Raw genomic sequence first — 18,899 nt, forward strand, 5'->3', positions numbered from 1 at the left:
CTTAACCCGAGACCCCTAGACTTGATTCCTCTGACTAACAAACCTTTAATAGCGAATCAATGCACGCTACAATCGCAACTTGATTCTCGGTCATGTTCTTAAATGTAAGAGGAGGATTTTAGGTGGCCATTACAACAGCAGCATCTAGGCTAGGAACTACTGCGTTCCAAGAAACGCCTCGTGTTGAACTGCGACCAGATTGGACTCGGGACGATGCTCAACGGGTAATTCGTGCCGTTTATCGCCAACTGCTGGGTAACGATTATTTAATGAGTTCTGAGCGCCTGAAAAGTGCTGAATCTCTGTTGACCGATGGTAGCATCAGCGTGCGGGAGTTTGTCCGTTCCGTTGCTAAATCAGAACTGTACAAAACCAAGTTTTTCTACCCGAATTTCCAAACCCGTGTGATTGAACTCAATCACAAACATTTACTGGGTCGTGCTCCCTATGATGAATCCGAAGTGATTTTCCACTTGGATTTATACCAAAACCAAGGCTATGACGCTGATATTGATTCCTATATTGATTCAGTCGAATACCTGGAAAACTTTGGGGAAAATGTGGTTCCCTACTATCGCGCTTTTGAAGTTGAACGGGGACAAAGAACCGTTGGCTTTACTCGGATTTTCCGGTTATATCGCGGTTACGCCAATAGCGATCGCTCTCAAATAGAGGGTAATAGCTCTCGCTTGGCTAAAGAACTGGGTGAAAACAGCACTTCTCCAATTGTTGGCCCCTCGGGTGGTAGTGGAGGTTGGTCTTATCGTTCCTCCGGTCAAGGTGTGGTTCCCACTACGGGATTCAGCACAGGTGGAGTGTTAGGACAATCTGATCGTAGCTATCGGGTTGAAGTGGCTGGAATTAATCAGCGTCGATATCCTAAAGTGCGTCGCAGCAGCAAGTCCTTTATTGTTCCTTACGAACGCTTATCTCCTCTACTTCAGGAAATTCAACGCCAAGGTGGTAAAGTCGCCAGTATTACGCCTGTTTAGGACGTTTTTTTAAACAGGGGGCGCTGATCAGCAATCCCTGTTTATTGTTTTTGTACAACTTTATTAAATTAATTCAAAATAATGTTAGGTCAAGTTGCAGTAGGACAATCCTCCGCGTCTCCATCGGGAAGTCGCTTTTTTCGTTATGAAGTTGTGGGTTTACGTCAATCAGATGAAACCGACAAAACCGACTATTCTATTCGTTCTAGCGCCAGCCAATTCATTATTGTTCCTTACAACCGCATGAACCTAGAAATGCAGCGTTTAACGCGGCTGGGCGCGAAAATTGTCAGCATTCAACCTTTAACTTCTGATGCAGAAGAATAATTAGGTTTATCGAAATTCAAAACAGAATTTAACGATACGACAAACCTGTATTTAATTCAAACATGAAGATTTGTAGCCAAGTATTTTATATCTAAAATACTTGGCTTTTTTTATTCTCGGATTGATTGCTAACTGCTATGATCAATAAGGTTGACAATAATAGACTTTGACATAATGCCAGATTTTGGTTCTGAATCAACAGAAAACAATACCACTCAAGAGGAAGAATCTTTAACCATTGAACAGGCGATCGCCAATCTTTGCCATGAAGAACTCGGACGTCGCTATTATGCGGCTTGGTGGTTAGGACGTTTTCGAGTTAATGAACCTGCGGCGGTAGATGCCTTGATTTTAGCTTTAAAGGATGAATCCGATCGCACCGAAGAAGGCGGTTATCCCCTACGCAGAAATGCGGCTAGAGCTTTAGGAAAACTAGGAGATAGGCGAGCAGTTTCGGCATTAATTGAATGTTTAGACTGTGCTGATGTTTATGTGCGAGAAGCCGCAGCACAATCCTTAGAACAATTAGGGGATGAGCGTTGTATTCCGGCTTTAATAAAATTATTAGCCGGGGGATTAGAAGTCGCTCAATTTGTGCAGGGAAAACCCTATTTAGTTCAACCCTATGATGCTATTTTAGAAGCATTAGGCAGTTTAAAAGCCACCGTTGCAATTCCGTTTGTTCAACCCTTTGTAGAGCATTTTGTTCCTAAAGTTAAGTATGCGGCATTGAGGGCAATGTATCAATTAACCGGAGAACGGGGCTATGGAGAACAGTTAATAGAGGCTTTAAAAGGGAAGGATTTAACCTTACGTCGCACCGCTTTAATGGACTTAGGGGCAATTGGATATTTACCCGGGGCAAAAGCGATCGCCCAAACCTTAGCAGAAAATAGTTTAAAATTAATAGCCTTAAAAGGAGTTTTAGAACATCAATTAAGCGATACTTATGATTTAATTTTGTCTGAATCAGCAATTGAAGTCATGGAATTAATGGATTCTTTGTTATAAAAAATATTAGCTAATAGTAAAAATATGACTGTACAAACATTAATTCAAGATGTGGAAAAAGCCGATTCTGCTACTGCTTTATTAGATGCTGTTTCTGCTTTGGCTCAGGCTAATTCTGTGGAAGCAATTCCGACATTAATTACGGTTTTAGGCTATAATAATCCTGGGGCTGCGGTGGCTGCGGTGGATGGATTAACTCAGTTGGGTGAACCTGCGGTTATCCCTTTATTAGAACAATTAGATGGTTACAATTATGGGGCAAGGGCTTGGGCTGTTCGTGCCTTATCAGGGATTGGTGATCCTCGTGGTTTAGAGGTTTTATTAGAATCCGCCGGAAGTGATTTTGCTTTGAGTGTTCGTCGGGCTGCCACCAGAGGATTAGGGACTATTCGCTGGGATAAATTACCTTCTGAACAACTTGCTGATGCTCAATTTGAAACTTTAAAAATATTACAAAAAACCGTAGAAGATCCCGAATGGATTGTTAGATATGCGGGTATTTTTGGGTTAGAGGGTTTAGCAATAGCTATTCAGAAAACGCAACCAGAATGGTTTAATAAAATTCAAGAACAGTTACAACAATTAGAAAATATTGATGAAGTTCTAGCAGTTAGAGCTAGGGCAAAATGGGCAATTCAAAAATTAGCATAACATGAATATTTTAAATATTAGATGACCCCCTAGATCCCCTTTTTAATCGGGAATATGTAGCCAACATTTACGAATTGCATATTAGACCTCTTGCAAAAGTTATTCAAACCATCATTAGAATAAACGGAATAATGCAGGTTTTAGTTAGTGTTGCAAGAGGTCTGAACATCGGGAGATAAAAATAGTTAACCCAGAGTAAAATCGGAAAGATTAATGCTTGTAGATACCGCTCCTTTAAAGATAGCTAAAACTTTTCCCGTATCCCCAATATTGACGATAGTATCATTAGCATAAACACCAGTACCTTGAACAATATTTACATTAGAAATATTCTCAATACCTTTGAGCAAAATACGATCAGTTCCTGGCTGAAAATCCATAATAACATCTGCAAAATCAGCGTTAGGATAGCTAAATTTACCTGTCAATACAAAGGTGTCAACGCCAGCGCCACCAGTGAGAATATCTTTCCCACCACCCCCATCTAATAAATCATTACCGTCGCCACCATCTAAGGAATCAAGTCCTCGTCCTCCTAACAGGATATCGTCCCCAGAATTTCCCACAAGGACATCATTTCCTCGATAACCTGTTAAATAATCATTTCCGGTAGTTCCCGTCAAAATATCATCTTGATTGGGAGGCAATAGCGGATTATTAGTTTGTCCGTTATTCCCTTGATTGGGAGGCAATAGCGGATTATTAGTTTGTCCGTTATTCCCTTGATTGGGAGGCAATGGCAGATTATTAGTTTGTTCGTTAGTTTCCTGATTTGGAGGCAATGGCGGATTATTAGGTTGTTCGTTAGTTTCCTGATTCGGAGGCAATAGGGGATTATTAGCTGGTTTGTTATTCCCTTGATTGGGAGGCAATGGCAGATTATTAGTTTGTTCGTTAGTTTCCTGATTTGGAGGCAATAGTGGATTATTAGGTTGTTCGTTAGTTCCCTGATTCGGAGGTAATGGCGGATTATTAGCTGGTTTGTTATTCCCTTGATTATTGGGAACATTTCCCTGAATCGGCGAATTTTGGGGATTTTTGAGAAGTGTTGATTCTGTGTCGATAGCCATAGTAAAATCTCCCTTAATTAAGTTTTTGAGTTAAGTTGCTAGTTACTTTTTTTATTTGAACCACTTGAACAACACCCCCAAATCCAGGGATTGCTACTTTGAAATTTTGGGTTAGCTCTAACTAACAACTTACCTTGTGTAATATTAACGGTTATGAAAATTACAAGAATAATGCTGTTTGGATTACAATTTTGTAATTTTACAGCTTTTGGCCATTCCCTTGCCAAATACAATGACTTTCCACCTCAATAGTTAAACCAATAATTGCGATAGTTTCTTCCCAACCCGATGCTAATTAGTTCTTCTTTCTATTATAGATCATTTTATCGAAAGAATGGAAATTTTATGAGAACATATAAAAACTAGGATGAATTTGGAAATGATCGGCATGAATTTTGAAACTTATTTGCGATCGCTTCACAAAAATTTACAACGAGGAAGTGAACGCACCCACTATCCTACTTTAAAAACCTTATTAGATCATCCTTCAGAACAAATTGAAGCCAGTATTGAAGAAAAAGGAAATAAAGCTGGAATACCTGATTTTACGGTTAGAAAAAGAGAGTTATTAATTGGATATGTAGAAGCCAAAGATTTAGGAATAGATTTATCAATCGTCGAAAAAACAGAACAGTTAGAACGTTATCGAGAATCCCATATTGGGGCTAATTTAATTTTAACCAATTATTTAGAATTTCGTTGGTATATTAACGGGAAACTGCGCTTAAAAACAGTTTTAGGAGAACAGGTTAATCATCAGATTCAATTAATTGAATCTGAACAAACAAATCAATTAATTCAAGGATTTCTGAGCTATCAGGGTGAAATGATTAATAACCCTGAAGACTTAGCAAAACAGATGGCACGATTGACAAAAGCCATTCGTTATGCAGTTATAGAAGCCTTAAAATTAGAAACAGAAACCGGACAACTCCATCAACTCCAAAAGGGATTTCAAGAGGTTTTATTACCGAATTTAGAACAATCTACTTTTGCGGATATGTATGCTCAAACTGTCGCCTATGGTTTATTTACAGCTAGAGTTAGTCATGCTCAAAACCCTCAAAATTATGCGTTTGAACGGCGCACAGCCGGGTTATATATTCCCGATACCAACCCGTTTTTAAAGCGGTTATTTAATACGGTTGTTGATACCGATGCCCTTTCTCAAATTAATTGGGCTGTTGATGATTTAGTTCAGCTTTTAGCTCAAGTTAATATGACGAATATTTTAGAAGATTTCGGGAAAAACACCCGACAGGAAGACCCGGTTGTGCATTTTTATGAAACCTTTCTCGCCGCCTATGATGCCGGATTGCGGAAAAGTCGAGGAGTTTATTATACACCGGAACCTGTGGTATCTTTTATCGTGCGTTCAGTGGATTTAATTCTGAAAAATCGGTTTAATTTAGCGTTAGGTTTGGCAGATTATAGTAAAGATAAAACCACCCAGCAGCCGAGGGTACAAATTCTTGATCCGGCAACGGGAACCGGAACATTTCTCTATACTGTGGTGAATCAAATTTACCAAAATTTAGAGGAAATGGGGTTAGGAAGTAGTTGGAATGATTATGTTAAGGATCATTTATTTAATCGTTTATATGGATTTGAATTGTTAATGGCTCCCTATGCGATCGCCCACTTAAAATTAGGATTACAATTGCAAAATTATGGTTATCAATTTAAAGATAAACAACGGTTAGGAATTTATTTAACTAATACCTTAGATGAAGCGTTAAAAAAATCCGATATATTATTTGGTCAATATGTTGCCCAAGAAGCCAATGAAGCCGCAGCAATTAAGCGAGATTTTCCGGTTATGATAGTAATAGGTAATCCCCCTTATTCTGGGCATTCCGCCAATAACAGTGAATGGATATCAGGATTAATTAAAGACTATTATTATGTAGATGGTGTACCATTGGGAGAACGTAACCCGAAATACTTACAAGATGATTATGTTAAGTTTATTCGGTTTGGACAATGGCGAATTGACCGTACAGGTTCGGGAATTTTAGCATTTATTACCAATCATGGTTATCTGGATAATCCTACTTTTCGAGGGATGAGACAAAGTTTAGAGAAAACCTTTGATGAAATCTATATAATAGATTTACATGGTAATAGTAATAAAAAAGAAGTGACTCCCAATGGTTTACCCGATAAAAATGTATTTGATATTCAGCAGGGTGTTGCAGTTTGTTTTATGATTAAATATGCCCAGGAGAAAACAAGATGATCCGAGCCCCAAAATTTACAGCTATCATTGAGCGTGAAGGTGATGGTTATGTTGCTTTATGCCCAGAACTAGATATTGCTAGTCAAGGTGATTCTATTGAAGATGCAAGAAATAATTTGATTGAAGCTTTAGAATTGTTTTTTGAAGTTGCTGCTCCTTCAGAAATACAAAATCGCTTACGTTTAAATTGAGGTTATCTAATGACTAAATATTATCATGTTGATATCTGGGGTTCACGGGAAGATAAATATCGTTATCTTAACGAAAATGATTTTACTACAATTGAGTGGAAAGAAATTTTTCCTACTTCACCTTTTTATCTTTTTATCCCTCAAAATAAGGATTTATTATTAGAATATAACCAAGGCTGGAAAATTACTGATATAATGCCTGTTAATTCAAGTGGTATTAAGACCCATCGAGATCACTTTGCTTTAGATTTTGATGCTGATGTACTTCAAAAACGGATAGAAGATTTTATAAACTTAAATATTACCGATGATGTTATTGCTCAAAAATATAATATCAATGATACCAATGAATGGAAAATAAAAGAAAGTAGATATTTATTGGCAAATAATTGTGAATGGGAAAAATATTTTACCCATTGTCTTTATCGCCCTTTTGATTGGAGAAATTATTATCATCATCAAAATATATCAGAAAGACCTAGAAATGAAGTAATGCGACATCTAATTAATATAAATCATCAAAATTTAGCTATAGCTATAGGTCGTCAAGGACAAGCAGTAGATGATCCAAAATGGAGTTTAGTTACAGTTTCCAAAACCTCTGTAGATACAAACATCTTTAGACGTGGCGGTGTTAATATTTTTCCTCTCTACATTTACCCCGATATCGAAAAAAATCAATACAACTTATTTACAGAACGTAATTCTAACTTTTCTCCTAACTTCCTGAGTGAAATTAAAGCAAAATTAGGATATATTCCCACCCCGGAACAGATATTTTATTATGCTTATGCCATTTTCCATAGTCCCACCTATCGTCAACGATATGCAGAATATTTAAAAATAGATTTTCCTCGCTTACCCCTAACTAGCAATGAGCAATTATTTAAAAATTTAGCCCAAAAAGGCGAAGAATTAGTTAAATTACACTTAATGGAATCTCAACAACTTAATCGTTTAATTACCAAATATCAAGGTGAAGGAGATAATAGCGTTACAGAAGTAACCTATAAACCGCAACAGCAACGAGTTTATATTAATAAAACCCGTTATTTTGAAGGAATACCGCCGGAAATTTGGCAATTCAAAATCGGCGGGTATCAAGTGTTAGATAAATGGTTAAAAGATCGTAAAAAAGCTAATCGTAGTTTATCCTTTGATGATGTTTTGCATTATCAAAAAATTGTGATCGCGTTAACAGCAACTTTAACTATTATGAAAGAGATTGATCAAATTATTCCTGAATGGCCGATTCAATAAAACTGATTTAATTCAAAATCCGATCTATAATAACTAATGAGTTAAACAATTCCCTCTAACTCAACATTTTTGATGGTTAAATATCACCAGGAAAAAACCTTATGAAATGGCGTGTTATTTTAGAACCTGACCCTGAAACCGGAGATTGGGCTGTTTGGTGTCCAGAGTTACCCGGTTGTGTTTCCGCAGGTGAAACGGAAGCAGAAGCTTTAGAAAATATTCGAGAAGCGATCGCACTTTATCTCGAACCTGATACGATTACATTAACAGCAGGATCTCTCATGCGAGAGGTTTCTGTGACATGACTCGTATCCGCAGAATGAATGCAGATGAAGTTGAAAATATCTTAAAAAATTATGGTTTTGAGTTAGTTTCACAGAAAGGTAGTCATCGCAAATGGCGCAATTTAGATCGCCAACTCCAAACAATTGTACCCTATCATAAGGGGCGGAATTTACCTCTCGGTACCTTACGCAATATTATGATCAATGCTGATATTCCAGAAACAGAATGGAAAACTGAGTAGAATAATTTTGATGCAGTAAACCGCTTGCGGTGAATTCCTTTTCCTCCCTATAGCAAGATAGCAAGATTGCCTGCTACAATATTGATACCAAGGAGGTGATTTTTCTGTTTGCTGTAGACTTTCCCTTTAGGGATGAAGAACCGCGTAAATCTCAGGTCATAATGCCGATAGAAGATCCTTGGAGCCTTTCTAGCTCGGTCAAACCTGCTGATTTACTCAAATATTATGGCTTTGAATTAGCAGACCAGACCCCGGAACAAATTATTGATCGGTGGCAAAAAAAATATGATCCAGATTGGTTTTTACCCGCTATTTTAGAATCTTTATATCAGGGACGCTATAAAGCTATTTCTGTGGAACATATCTTAGTTTATTGGCAAAGACGAGGACAAAAAATTTATCATTTTACTCCAGAATTTGAACGTTTAATTTGTCATCGTTTTCCCCCAAATTTATTACTAGGGAGTCAAAATAAAGATACATCAATAACAGAGCAAAACCTTAAACTATCTGAAAACAATGAATTAGAACCGAATCAAACCGATAAATTATCCCTAAAACATCCTGATTTTTACAAGAAGTTAAAGGGATTCATGGATGATACAGAAAAGGAAAAAGGTAAACATCAATCTAGTTCAGTTAATCCGAAGCCGTGACATTTTCATAAACTCCCTGATCTCGTTTGACTAACTTCGTAAATCCGGCGTTTTTGTAATCAGCATTAGAAGTAGGAATAGATAGCATCGGCGCACTCAGCAACCGACGAACTTGAGCATCTTTAGGAGTATCTCCCAGGTCACAGTTGGCTAACTGACAAACTTCACCCCAGGTAGTGATCTCTTGGGTCAAGGAGTGCATCACTTCTACTGTTTGGTTGTTGCTGGGACAGAAATAATCGTAGATTGGCATAGTGGGACTTAAACAAAAATAAGGGTGGAAATATTTGACTTTTAATGACTTGATCTCTATCTAATTGTAATTAAACTATATATACAGCCTTTCTGTACCCGTCATAACTGAGAGTACAGGGATGCCGTATATAGTACGGTAAGTTGGTAGGATTATTTTACTATGTAGACCGTCTCATAGATTCCAAAGAATGTCAGGCTTTAGGCGATCGCAATTTGTGGGAACTGAAGTTGGAGCAGCAGGACTTAGGGAGAGCCACTACTTTGACTCAGGGCGGGATGTGAATACTGCGATCACGGCTAATAGCATTGACTTTGGTTTAGTGGAGTCTGTTGTGGCGCTATACTTCATTCGATACCCGCAGATTCGGTAAAAAACCCGGTTTCTTTAGTCGGAGTCCTTAAGCCTTGACTAATTCAAGCTGATTGGGTATTTTTCTTCAGATAGCATTTTGCTGTTATCATAAAAGGATTATTGCTTTTGTTATAAACATTGAAAAATAAATTACTATTGCCTATTGCCCATTGCCTATTGCCTTGAATTAGTATTAATTTAGTATACCATATTAACTGCAATCAAAAGTGTTAAACAAACTGTCAGATATAGCTGTAAATGAGGATTAATCCATGAGTGATTTTAAACCAACTCCCGAAACAAATATGACAACTACTCAACTTTTAGACCGCTATCAACTCCATGATGCGAATACCCTAAAAACTTGGGCAAGTTTGCATGGAATTTGTCAACAGGATGATCTATTTGCTCCTGCAGAAGTCAATTTAATTGATCATGTTCATCATCATATTTATAATTTGGGAATGACCATTGACGAGTATCAAAATTTCTTAAATCATCGTCTCAATCGAGTCCAAGCTACGGTAGAAGTTCAGCCACCTATTATTGATCAAAATCCCGTTTCTGATCAGATCATAACCGACGCTTCGCAGGCCGTAGAATCCTTAATGGAACAGTATTCTGAAGCCATAGAATTCATGGGGGAAAAGATTGCAGATCACTTCATTGACGAATTAGACTTATCCGTAATGCGTCATCTGGCGAAAAAAGTCAAAGAACGTCAATTATTAAATGGTCAAGTACCTAAACCCAATCGTTTTTTAAGAACTATTCAAGCGGTATTAAAACCGAAAAACAGTCCTTTATTAACCTCTCCTTCCCCTGAAGAAAGCACCGTTCAAATGGAAAGTAATCACCGTTTAGGTTGATTAGAAAGTAGATAGTAGTTTAGGTTGATGGTTAACCCTTAACCTTCAACCCAAACCCTCAACCCTTGACTCAAACTGACCCAATGGACTCATCTTTAAATCCCAAGACTTTTGTTAAATATTTATATCAACAGGCTAATTATTATTTAGCACATCAACAGGTTGATCAAGCACTTTCTGTTTGTTTGGCGGCTCTTAATTTAGATCCAGACTATGCACCCATTTCTAAAATGTTAGGGGTGATTTGGCAAGTGCAAGAGGATTTTGAACAGGCGGAATTTTGGTATCGGAAAGCCCTGAAACTACAGCCAAACTATGCAGAAGTTTATGGAAATTTAGGAGATATTTATAGTCAAAAACAAGACTGGGAAACGGCAATTTTTAATTATCGAAAAGCGATAGAATGTAATCCTAATCTGGCGGTAGTTTATCTAAATTTAGCCAAGGTTTTGATGGGAATTGATCAACAGTATGAAGGGGAGGAACTCTGGTATAAAGCCTTGCATTTAGAACCAAGTTTAGGGACATTTACTGACTATTTAAACCTGGGAAATCGAATGTTTCAAAAACGGGAAATCAATCCAGCAATTTTTTGTTATCAAAATGCCATTCAATCTAACCCAAATGGGTATGAACCCTATCATAATTTAGGAGAGGTTTATATGCAACTCCAACAGTGGGATAAGGCTATTCAATTTTATAGTCAAGCTGTGGAGAGGAATAATCAAATGTTTGCTTCCTATCTGGGTTTAGGGAATGCGAATAAACAATTAAACAAATGGGAAAATGCAATTCATTGTTACCAGCGAGCCATAGAATTAAATCCCACAGCCTATTTACCCCGTTTTCAAATTGCGGAAATTAAGCTTAAATTACAACAATGGGATGAGGCGATCGCTTGTTATCAAGATGCGTTAAAATTAGAATATAAAAATCCGTTTATCTACTTATCTTTAAGTCGAGCTTATAGTTATCAAAAACAATGGGAAGAAGCGATCGCAGCTTCTCAAAAAGCCCTACTATTAAGTCCTAATTTACCCCATGCTCATACCCATTTAGGTAACTTTTTATCGGAAATCGGGGAATTAGAAACCGCCATCCAAGCCCATCAAAAATCCCATCATTTAAGGGGATGGAATTCTAGTCTGGAGAAAGATTATCGTTTTACCAAAGATTGGTTTAGCGTTAATATTCCCAACTGGGAAAAAGCCCTATCTGCTTTTGCTGACTGTCCTGAAATTCAAGGCTTAGAAATCGGTAGTTTTCAAGGGATGTCAGCTTGTTGGTTACTTGATCATATTTTAACCCATGCTACGGCAAAAATAACCTGTATCGATTTAAGTTTTAAACCGGAATTTGATCTAAATATCACTAAAACCGGAGTGGCTAAAAAAGTTGCCAAATTAGAAGGATATTCCCAAGAAATCTTAGCAACTCTAACTCCTAATACCTACAATTTTGTTTATATTGATGGCTGTCATTTAGCCTCGGTGGTCTTACAGGATGCTTTGCTTTCTTGGAATTTACTTAAACCGGGAGGAATTATGATTTTTGATGATTATGAATATCGAGATCCTGAACACCCTGAAGAAGATACGGGTAAAGGAATTGATCAATTTCTTAAAACCATCTCTCAACCCGTCAAAATTCTGTATCAAGCCTATCAATTAATTATTCAGAAATGAGGAAACAGGAAAACTCGCCCCTACAAACTCACAATTTTCCGAGTTTAGATTTGAGAGAGTAACTCCGTACAATTATTGAATTAAAAATTGCGATCGCCTTTCTTCTATTAATCGTTGAAAAAGGGCGATCGCTCTTTTTTAATTTAATTTATAGAAAAGTGATCGCTATGCACAAATGCCTACTCTAATCTGTGAATTGGGTATAAATTAAATATAGAATCTTGACTAATAATAGAAATATTTTCAACAATACTTTGTGCAATTAATAATCGATCAAAGGGATCTTTATGATAAAAAGGTAATTGACAAACCAAGTTTAAATGACTCAGTTTAATTTCTAGTAAATTAAAATCTTCTAGCTGGAGTTTTTCTGCTATATAGTCCTCTAATGATACCGATAAAGCTAGTTTTCCTTGACTTTGCTTAATTGCCATCTCCCAAACACTTGCCACACTAATATATTTGATGTTGTTTATATCTTCAATTAAATTTCGCGCCCTCCCATTGAGTTTTTCATTCCCTGAGAAAAACCAAATTAGTGCATGGGTATCTAATAAAACTTGCATTTCTAATCTTGAAATTCTTCTAAAGGATCATCAAAATCATCAGTAATAGAAATAATTCCTTTATCTGTTCCAAATAAAGCAGGACGTTGAGATTGTTTTTGCTGAAATAAAACCAATTTTAACAAAGGTTTTTTATTTTCTGTAATAATAATTTCTTCTCCATTTAAAGCTAAATCAAATAATTCGGAAATTTGGGAAATTGCCTGTGTAATTTCTATGGAAGACATAGCCATCTAGTCGAACTCTATTATTTACTGATTATAGCAGAGAATTTATATTTTCTCCTCGTACTTTTTGTTCCCTGGTAAAACCTAGAAGTGAAAAAAGATGTGTTCGCTTTTTTATTGAAGTTGTGATCGCCCAATTTGACACCTATTTTAAAAAACAATATAATTCCTTCTATCCTCTGAATTAATATTATGGATATAAAACAGAGCGCATCCTTTCAAAAAAGCTCCTCTCTTTATGAACAAGACTTTTATGGATGGACACAGCAACAAGCTAAACTACTGCGGGAAGGCGCATTAGATCACCTTGATATGATTAATTTGGCTGAGGAGATTCAATCTTTGGGAAAACAACAACGCCAAGAGTTAAAAAACCGTTTAGGAATTTTACTCGGTCATTTACTCAAGTGGCAGTTTCAACCGAATAAACGCTCTAAAAGTTGGTTTGTGACCCTGCGCGAACAACGCCGAGAGATTGGTTATTTATTAACAGAAAATCCCAGTTTAAAACCCTATCTTCCTGAAGCATTACACAAAGGTTATCAAAGTGGCATTGACTTAGCTGTACGCGAAACCTCCCTGAATGATCAAGATTTTCCCACAGAATGTCCCTATACCCTAGACAAAGTTTTAGACACTAGCTTCTTCCCTGGAGAACCTTCCGATCACTTTCAGAACCAGAAATAGATCTGAAAGATATCGGAATAGGAGTAGACTAATTTAGACTCACTCTATAATTTTAGCTTAAATCTATAAAAATAAGCAGGTTATTGTTAACAAATCCTTGAATTGATCAACTATTCCTATCTCTTGTCTTCAGACTTTGCTAGACTAATTTTAATCAAAGTCAATAGTTGAATCAATCGGAGCTTCATGTTAGAGATTACTTCCTCAACGAACACCCAGATGGAAACCATACTATCTTCCGCCCCCAAGGGTAACGGAAACCCCCCGCAGTCCCAGGGGTTTGCCCAACGGCATCTAGGCCCCAATCCCGTTGAGATTCAACAAATGTTAGAATTGTTGGGGGTTTCGAGTTTAGAAACCTTAATTGAGCAAACCGTTCCTGCTAGTATTCGCCTCAATCATAGCCTAAAATTACCAGAAGCCTTAAGTGAATATGCGGCTTTAAATCAATTAAAAGCGATCGCATCTCAAAACCAAGTCTATCGTTCTTTTATAGGCATGGGATACTCCGATTGTATCACACCCGCAGTGATTCAAAGAAATATCCTGGAAAATCCCGGTTGGTATACCGCTTATACCCCCTATCAGGCTGAAATTGCCCAAGGTCGCTTAGAAGCTTTATTAAACTTTCAAACCCTAATTATTGACTTAACCGGATTAGAAATAGCTAACGCTTCCCTATTGGATGAAGCCACTGCCGCCGCCGAAGCCATGAGTCTGAGTTATGCCGTTTCTAAAACCAAAGCTACGGGCTTTTTTGTCTCCCAAGATTGTCACCCCCAAACCATTGATGTGGTGAAAACCCGAGCAATTCCCCTGGGCATTGAGATTATTATTGGAGATCATCATACCTTTGATTTCAATACTCCTATTTTTGGTTGTTTGTTGCAATATCCGGCAACGGATGGGACAATTTATGACTATCGAAACTTTATCGAAACAGCCCAAAAACATCAGGCTTTAGTTACCGTGGCGGCAGATATTTTAAGTTTAACCCTATTAACACCTCCTGGGGAATTAGGAGCAGATATTGCGGTTGGAAGTACCCAACGGCTGGGGGTTCCCCTGGGTTATGGAGGCCCCCATGCAGCCTATTTTGCCACCAAAGAAGCCTATAAACGCAACGTTCCGGGTAGGATGGTTGGTGTGTCTAAAGATGCCCAAGGAAACCCCGCCTTGCGGTTAGCATTACAAACCCGGGAGCAACATATTCGCCGGGATAAAGCTACCAGTAATATTTGTACCGCCCAGGTCTTATTAGCGGTCATTGCGAGTTTATATGCGGTGTATCATGGGCCGTCTGGACTACAACAAATCGCCCAAACTATTCATCAGTTAACCTTGACCTTAGCAGAAGGGTTAAAACGGTTAGGGTATGTAATAGGAACAGAACCCTTTTTTGATACCATTAAAGTCAAATTAGGGAAAAAATCCTTAACGGAAATTCTGTCAGCATCCCAAGCTAAAAAGATTAATCTCCGAGTCATTGATGATCAAACCGTTGGTATTAGTTTAGATGAAACTACAACCCCTAAAGATTTAATTGATTTGTGGGAAATCTTTGCTGAATCTGAATTAACTTTTACGGTTGAAGATGTTTTAAATACATCGGAAAACCTAACTGCATTTACCCGAAAATCTGCCTATTTAACCCATCCGGTTTTCAACAGTTACCATTCAGAAACCGAACTTCTGCGCTATATTCATCGTTTGGAAACTAAGGATTTGTCCTTAAATACATCCATGATTCCTTTGGGCTCCTGTACCATGAAACTTAACGCTACTGCGGAAATGATTCCGGTGACTTGGCCAGAATTTGGAAAACTCCATCCTTTTGCCCCAAAAGACCAAACCCAAGGCTATCAAATTCTGTTTGAACAATTAGAAAACTGGTTAGCAGAAATAACAGGATTTGCCGGAATTTCGTTACAACCCAATGCAGGTTCCCAGGGAGAATATGCCGGATTATTAGTTATTCGCCACTACCATGAAAGTCGAGGAGAAATTCATCGAAATATCTGTCTAATTCCCGAATCTGCCCACGGAACAAACCCTGCTAGTGCCGTGATGTGTGGCTTTAAGGTGGTTCCTGTTGCCTGTGATGATCAAGGTAATATTAATATTAATGACTTGCAAGCCAAAGCCGAAAAACATCAAGAAAATTTAGCCGCTTTAATGATTACCTATCCTTCAACTCACGGTGTATTTGAAACCGGAATTGAAGATATTTGTAATATCATTCACCGCAATGGTGGACAGGTTTATATGGATGGGGCAAATATGAACGCCCAGGTCGGGTTATGTCGCCCCGGGGATTTTGGGGCCGATGTCTGCCACCTCAACCTACATAAAACCTTCTGTATTCCCCACGGGGGCGGTGGGCCGGGGATGGGGCCGATTGGGGTCGCCACCCATTTGGTTCCTTTTCTCCCCGGTCATGGGGTCGTAGACATCCCCGGAAGTCAAACCGGGGCCGTTTCCGCCGCTCCTTGGGGGAGTGCGAGTATCTTGGTGATTTCTTGGATGTATATTGCCATGATGGGGCCAAAGGGACTAACAGAAGCGACCAAACTGGCAATTTTAAATGCGAATTATATTGCCCATCGTTTAAATAACTATTACCCGATTTTGTACAAGGGAAATCAGGGATTTGTTGCCCATGAATGTATTTTAGATTTGCGGGGTGTGAAGAAATCGGCGGGTATTGAAGTTGATGATATTGCCAAACGATTAATGGACTATGGATTCCATGCCCCGACGGTATCCTGGCCCGTAGCGGGAACCATGATGGTCGAACCGACGGAAAGCGAATCTAAACCGGAATTAGATCGGTTTTGTGATGCGATGATTGCCATTTATCAGGAGATTTCCCAGATAGAATCGGGGGCGATGGATGCCACTAATAATATGTTGAAAAACGCGCCCCATACGGCAATTTCATTACTGTGTGGTGAATGGAATCATCCCTATTCACGGGAACAAGCGGCCTATCCCGCCCCCTGGACAAAAGAACATAAATTCTGGCCGTCTGTGGGACGAATTGATAATGCTTTTGGCGATCGCAATTTTGTCTGTTCGTGTTTGCCCATGGATGCCTATGAGTAAAGGCTAGTTTTTTTCCGGGCAATGTAATTCCAAATCATTCAAAAAATGCAACATATCTAGTCTCCTTTGATGAACAGGGGACTAGATATTCAAGTGTAAAAATTTTACAATAAAACCTTTTGTATCTTCGTGATTAATTTGTTATTAAATCACAGATAGTTTTAGCTTTGCAAGACTAAGACTGTCTTTAATATCCTCCAACGGTTGACATTTCAAAGTTGTCTTAAAAAGTCCCACTCATCAAACCATACTGATCTATCTACAGCTTTAAGTAAATCCAGAAAATCCCTTTCTATATTAAATGAAATATGATACGCTTGTAAAGATTCATCTAATATCTGTTTAACATCTTCTTTTCTAGTGAGTTTAAAAAACGCTCCACTTTCCAGAGTATTATTGATATGATTCTTACATGAAATAGTGAGATCAACATCAGTTTTATTAATAAATTTATATTTGAATATTGTATATAGACTTTCTTGGATCGCTATATATCTGTACGTTGTTTCTTTAAGACAGTTATCATTCAAATATTTTTCTACTAAATTCTGTCTTATATTCTGATATGCAGTATTCAAAGAGCCCAACAGTTCTTCTTGATCAATATCCTGGGAATACCTATTTTTAACCCATTTTACTAATAAACGACTGAGTAAATCTAAATCCGTCAGCAAAATCGCTTCAAACGTATAAGCTTGTGGAATATAGGTTTTTAAACTTAGTTTTTCTTCCATTTTTTGAGCAAGTTTTACACGATCTTCATCTATCAAAAAATCCCTATCTATAATTAAAACAGATTTTTCCCAGAGAGTTCTAGTATTTTTAATAGCAGAAAAAACCGTTTTATAGTGTAGTATTTCTTTAAAAATATTGTTAATTCCATTTAATACCAAAAAAACATATTTTTTCGTATTTCTAGGAGATACACTTTTTTGCAAAAGCAAATCAATTGCCCTAGCATCATCTTCACCCTCCACAAAAATTAAGTGATCAGCTTCAATGGCATTAATAAAGTCTAAACCATTAGGACTTCCTAAAGAACTGAGGATAGGATTTATCGGAATCGGATAAATACCCTTAAAACGCTCGCCCAACCTCTGGATTTCAGTATGACCCAGGGGTTTATAATAATTTTCAGCACTATTTTGATCTAAATGAAATAAATGATGTAGGGATGAATGCCGAATGATGGTTTCATTATGGGTCGTGATTAATAATTGATTTTGGTTAGAAAACCTCGTCAGTATTTCTAGTAAACGCTGTTGAATATCCCTGTGAATATGACTATCCGGTTCATCAAGCAAAACTAGATTCATATCAGTTCTCTGTTCATAATAATATAAATTTAACAAAATTTCTATTATCTGTAATGTACCACTTCCCAATAAAGCAATATCTTTTTCAGTATCTCTACTATTGAGTTTGTAATTGATAATTACCCTAGTATCTTTCTGAATATCGCTGGAAGTAAAAAACTCGATTTGTTCTTGATTATTAAACAAAATATAAGACAAATCAGAAATAAAATTATTATATAATGATAAATCTTGTTGCTGCTTATATAAAGAATATAAACGATTACGCAGTACCGTTGCCGACTCTCTCATTTGAATCGCTTCCCGAATTTGAGGATTAGTTGCAAAATTCTCGCGTTGGCGAATAGCTAACACAGGAGAAGCATAATATAATCCGATGGGGAAAGGAAAATTTCTAAAGAATCTATTAAATTTTTCAAAGTCATAAGTCGTAAAATCCATCAGTTCAATCACATAATTTAATCCAGATGAACTAATTCTAAATCCTATTTTTATCTGTTCATTTTCATGTTCTAATTCTGCATCAATTTCTATTTTTTTATTTTTGTCACATTGATTAAAAATATCTTCAAAATTCGGATTACAGACACTATGAATTTCTTCAAAAGGAAAATATTTTTCCTGAGTATTCCCCAAGATGTAATCGCCTTTTCTATAGTTTTTAGTTTTTCTTCCTGCCTGACGAATCAATTTATTAAAGCATTCATGCCACAGAGAAACGACTTCCAGAATGGTTGTTTTACCGGAATTATTTTTACCAGTAAAAATATTGATATCAGAATTCAATTGAATTTTGGTATCTTGAAAAGATTTAAAATTTTTAATCTGAATTTCCTTGATGTGCATATTTTTATTGTAAAGTTGTAGATCGTTTTTACTGTTTAACGTTTTACCTCGGTTTTAGGATAGATGTC

19 protein-coding genes are annotated in these 18,899 nt (G+C 37.3%); 14 read left to right on the top strand and 5 right to left on the bottom strand.

From position 1 onward, the window contains the following. Positions 1 to 122 precede the first annotated feature (122 nt). From AC2D3N_RS18285 to cpcF, 4 genes are all read left to right on the top strand, one after another. Positions 123 to 992: a phycobilisome linker polypeptide gene (locus AC2D3N_RS18285; RefSeq protein WP_079680904.1), complete on the top strand. Its 870-nt coding sequence runs from the start codon at positions 123 to 125 to the stop codon at positions 990 to 992. Between the two features lie 81 nt (positions 993 to 1,073). Beyond that, positions 1,074 to 1,319, top strand: coding sequence for a rod-capping linker protein CpcD (gene cpcD / locus AC2D3N_RS18290; protein ID WP_484691734.1), 246 nt, complete (start codon positions 1,074 to 1,076; stop codon positions 1,317 to 1,319). Between the two features lie 174 nt (positions 1,320 to 1,493). Next, positions 1,494 to 2,330 (top strand): C-phycocyanin alpha-cysteine-84 phycocyanobilin lyase subunit CpcE, encoded by an 837-nt coding sequence (gene cpcE, locus AC2D3N_RS18295; protein ID WP_484691735.1) that lies wholly within the window; start codon positions 1,494 to 1,496, stop codon positions 2,328 to 2,330. 24 nt (positions 2,331 to 2,354) lie between these two features. Further along, entirely contained in the window at positions 2,355 to 2,981 is a 627-nt protein-coding gene (gene cpcF / locus AC2D3N_RS18300; RefSeq protein ID WP_079680901.1) for a C-phycocyanin alpha-cysteine-84 phycocyanobilin lyase subunit CpcF, read from the top strand. 185 nt (positions 2,982 to 3,166) lie between these two features. On the opposite strand, the gene AC2D3N_RS18305 is transcribed toward cpcF, so the two are convergent. Further along, positions 3,167 to 4,051: a M10 family metallopeptidase C-terminal domain-containing protein gene (locus AC2D3N_RS18305; RefSeq protein ID WP_484691736.1), complete on the bottom strand. Its 885-nt coding sequence runs from the start codon at positions 4,049 to 4,051 to the stop codon at positions 3,167 to 3,169. A 388-nt stretch (positions 4,052 to 4,439) separates the two neighbouring features. Between AC2D3N_RS18305 and AC2D3N_RS18310 the strand changes: the two genes are divergently transcribed. From AC2D3N_RS18310 to AC2D3N_RS18335, 6 genes are all read left to right on the top strand, one after another. Continuing rightward, positions 4,440 to 6,290 (top strand): N-6 DNA methylase, encoded by a 1,851-nt coding sequence (locus tag AC2D3N_RS18310; RefSeq protein ID WP_484691737.1) that lies wholly within the window; start codon positions 4,440 to 4,442, stop codon positions 6,288 to 6,290. Continuing rightward, complete coding sequence (locus AC2D3N_RS18315; protein ID WP_484691738.1) at positions 6,287 to 6,481, top strand: type II toxin-antitoxin system HicB family antitoxin; 195 nt, start codon at positions 6,287 to 6,289, stop codon at positions 6,479 to 6,481. Before AC2D3N_RS18310 ends, AC2D3N_RS18315 begins: the two co-directional genes overlap by 4 nt. 9 nt (positions 6,482 to 6,490) lie before the next feature. Further along, a complete protein-coding gene (locus AC2D3N_RS18320) occupies positions 6,491 to 7,741 on the top strand; it encodes a type ISP restriction/modification enzyme (RefSeq protein WP_484691739.1) in 1,251 nt (416 codons plus the stop codon). Between the two features lie 101 nt (positions 7,742 to 7,842). After that, complete coding sequence (locus tag AC2D3N_RS18325) at positions 7,843 to 8,046, top strand: type II toxin-antitoxin system HicB family antitoxin (RefSeq protein WP_484691740.1); 204 nt, start codon at positions 7,843 to 7,845, stop codon at positions 8,044 to 8,046. Beyond that, on the top strand, positions 8,043 to 8,267 hold the full coding sequence (locus tag AC2D3N_RS18330; protein ID WP_484691741.1) for a type II toxin-antitoxin system HicA family toxin: 225 nt from the start codon (positions 8,043 to 8,045) through the stop codon (positions 8,265 to 8,267). Before AC2D3N_RS18325 ends, AC2D3N_RS18330 begins: the two co-directional genes overlap by 4 nt. A gap of 161 nt (positions 8,268 to 8,428) precedes the next feature. Beyond that, positions 8,429 to 8,923, top strand: coding sequence for a hypothetical protein (locus AC2D3N_RS18335; RefSeq protein WP_484691742.1), 495 nt, complete (start codon positions 8,429 to 8,431; stop codon positions 8,921 to 8,923). On the opposite strand, the gene AC2D3N_RS18340 is transcribed toward AC2D3N_RS18335, so the two are convergent. Next, complete coding sequence (locus tag AC2D3N_RS18340) at positions 8,907 to 9,176, bottom strand: FmdB family zinc ribbon protein (protein ID WP_484691743.1); 270 nt, start codon at positions 9,174 to 9,176, stop codon at positions 8,907 to 8,909. The genes AC2D3N_RS18335 and AC2D3N_RS18340 overlap by 17 nt on opposite strands. A gap of 626 nt (positions 9,177 to 9,802) precedes the next feature. Between AC2D3N_RS18340 and AC2D3N_RS18345 the strand changes: the two genes are divergently transcribed. Together AC2D3N_RS18345 and AC2D3N_RS18350 are read left to right on the top strand one after the other, a co-directional pair. After that, positions 9,803 to 10,399: a hypothetical protein gene (locus AC2D3N_RS18345; RefSeq protein WP_079680894.1), complete on the top strand. Its 597-nt coding sequence runs from the start codon at positions 9,803 to 9,805 to the stop codon at positions 10,397 to 10,399. 83 nt (positions 10,400 to 10,482) lie between these two features. After that, complete coding sequence (locus AC2D3N_RS18350; protein WP_484691744.1) at positions 10,483 to 12,084, top strand: tetratricopeptide repeat protein; 1,602 nt, start codon at positions 10,483 to 10,485, stop codon at positions 12,082 to 12,084. Positions 12,085 to 12,263: 179 nt separating this feature from the next. On the opposite strand, the gene AC2D3N_RS18355 is transcribed toward AC2D3N_RS18350, so the two are convergent. Continuing rightward, on the bottom strand, positions 12,264 to 12,650 hold the full coding sequence (locus AC2D3N_RS18355; protein ID WP_079680892.1) for a type II toxin-antitoxin system VapC family toxin: 387 nt from the start codon (positions 12,648 to 12,650) through the stop codon (positions 12,264 to 12,266). Between the two features lie 2 nt (positions 12,651 to 12,652). Beyond that, entirely contained in the window at positions 12,653 to 12,883 is a 231-nt protein-coding gene (locus AC2D3N_RS18360) for a type II toxin-antitoxin system Phd/YefM family antitoxin (protein ID WP_234996795.1), read from the bottom strand. 186 nt (positions 12,884 to 13,069) lie between these two features. Here AC2D3N_RS18360 and AC2D3N_RS18365 point away from each other — a divergent pair, with 186 nt between their 5' ends. Together AC2D3N_RS18365 and gcvP are read left to right on the top strand one after the other, a co-directional pair. Then, the gene (locus AC2D3N_RS18365) at positions 13,070 to 13,564 is read left to right on the top strand and encodes a DUF29 domain-containing protein (protein ID WP_484691745.1); all 495 of its coding nucleotides are present in this window, start codon (positions 13,070 to 13,072) and stop codon (positions 13,562 to 13,564) included. Between the two features lie 186 nt (positions 13,565 to 13,750). Beyond that, positions 13,751 to 16,669 (top strand): aminomethyl-transferring glycine dehydrogenase, encoded by a 2,919-nt coding sequence (gcvP, locus tag AC2D3N_RS18370; RefSeq protein WP_484691746.1) that lies wholly within the window; start codon positions 13,751 to 13,753, stop codon positions 16,667 to 16,669. A gap of 212 nt (positions 16,670 to 16,881) precedes the next feature. Here gcvP and AC2D3N_RS18375 read toward each other — a convergent pair whose 3' ends face one another. Next, positions 16,882 to 18,831 carry an ATP-dependent nuclease gene (locus AC2D3N_RS18375; RefSeq protein ID WP_079680889.1) on the bottom strand — a complete coding sequence of 650 codons (1,950 nt, stop codon included), beginning with the start codon at positions 18,829 to 18,831 and terminating at the stop codon, positions 16,882 to 16,884. Positions 18,832 to 18,899 lie beyond the last annotated feature (68 nt).

The sequence above is a fragment of the Planktothrix sp. PLAVEN19ND genome, from assembly GCF_057220675.1.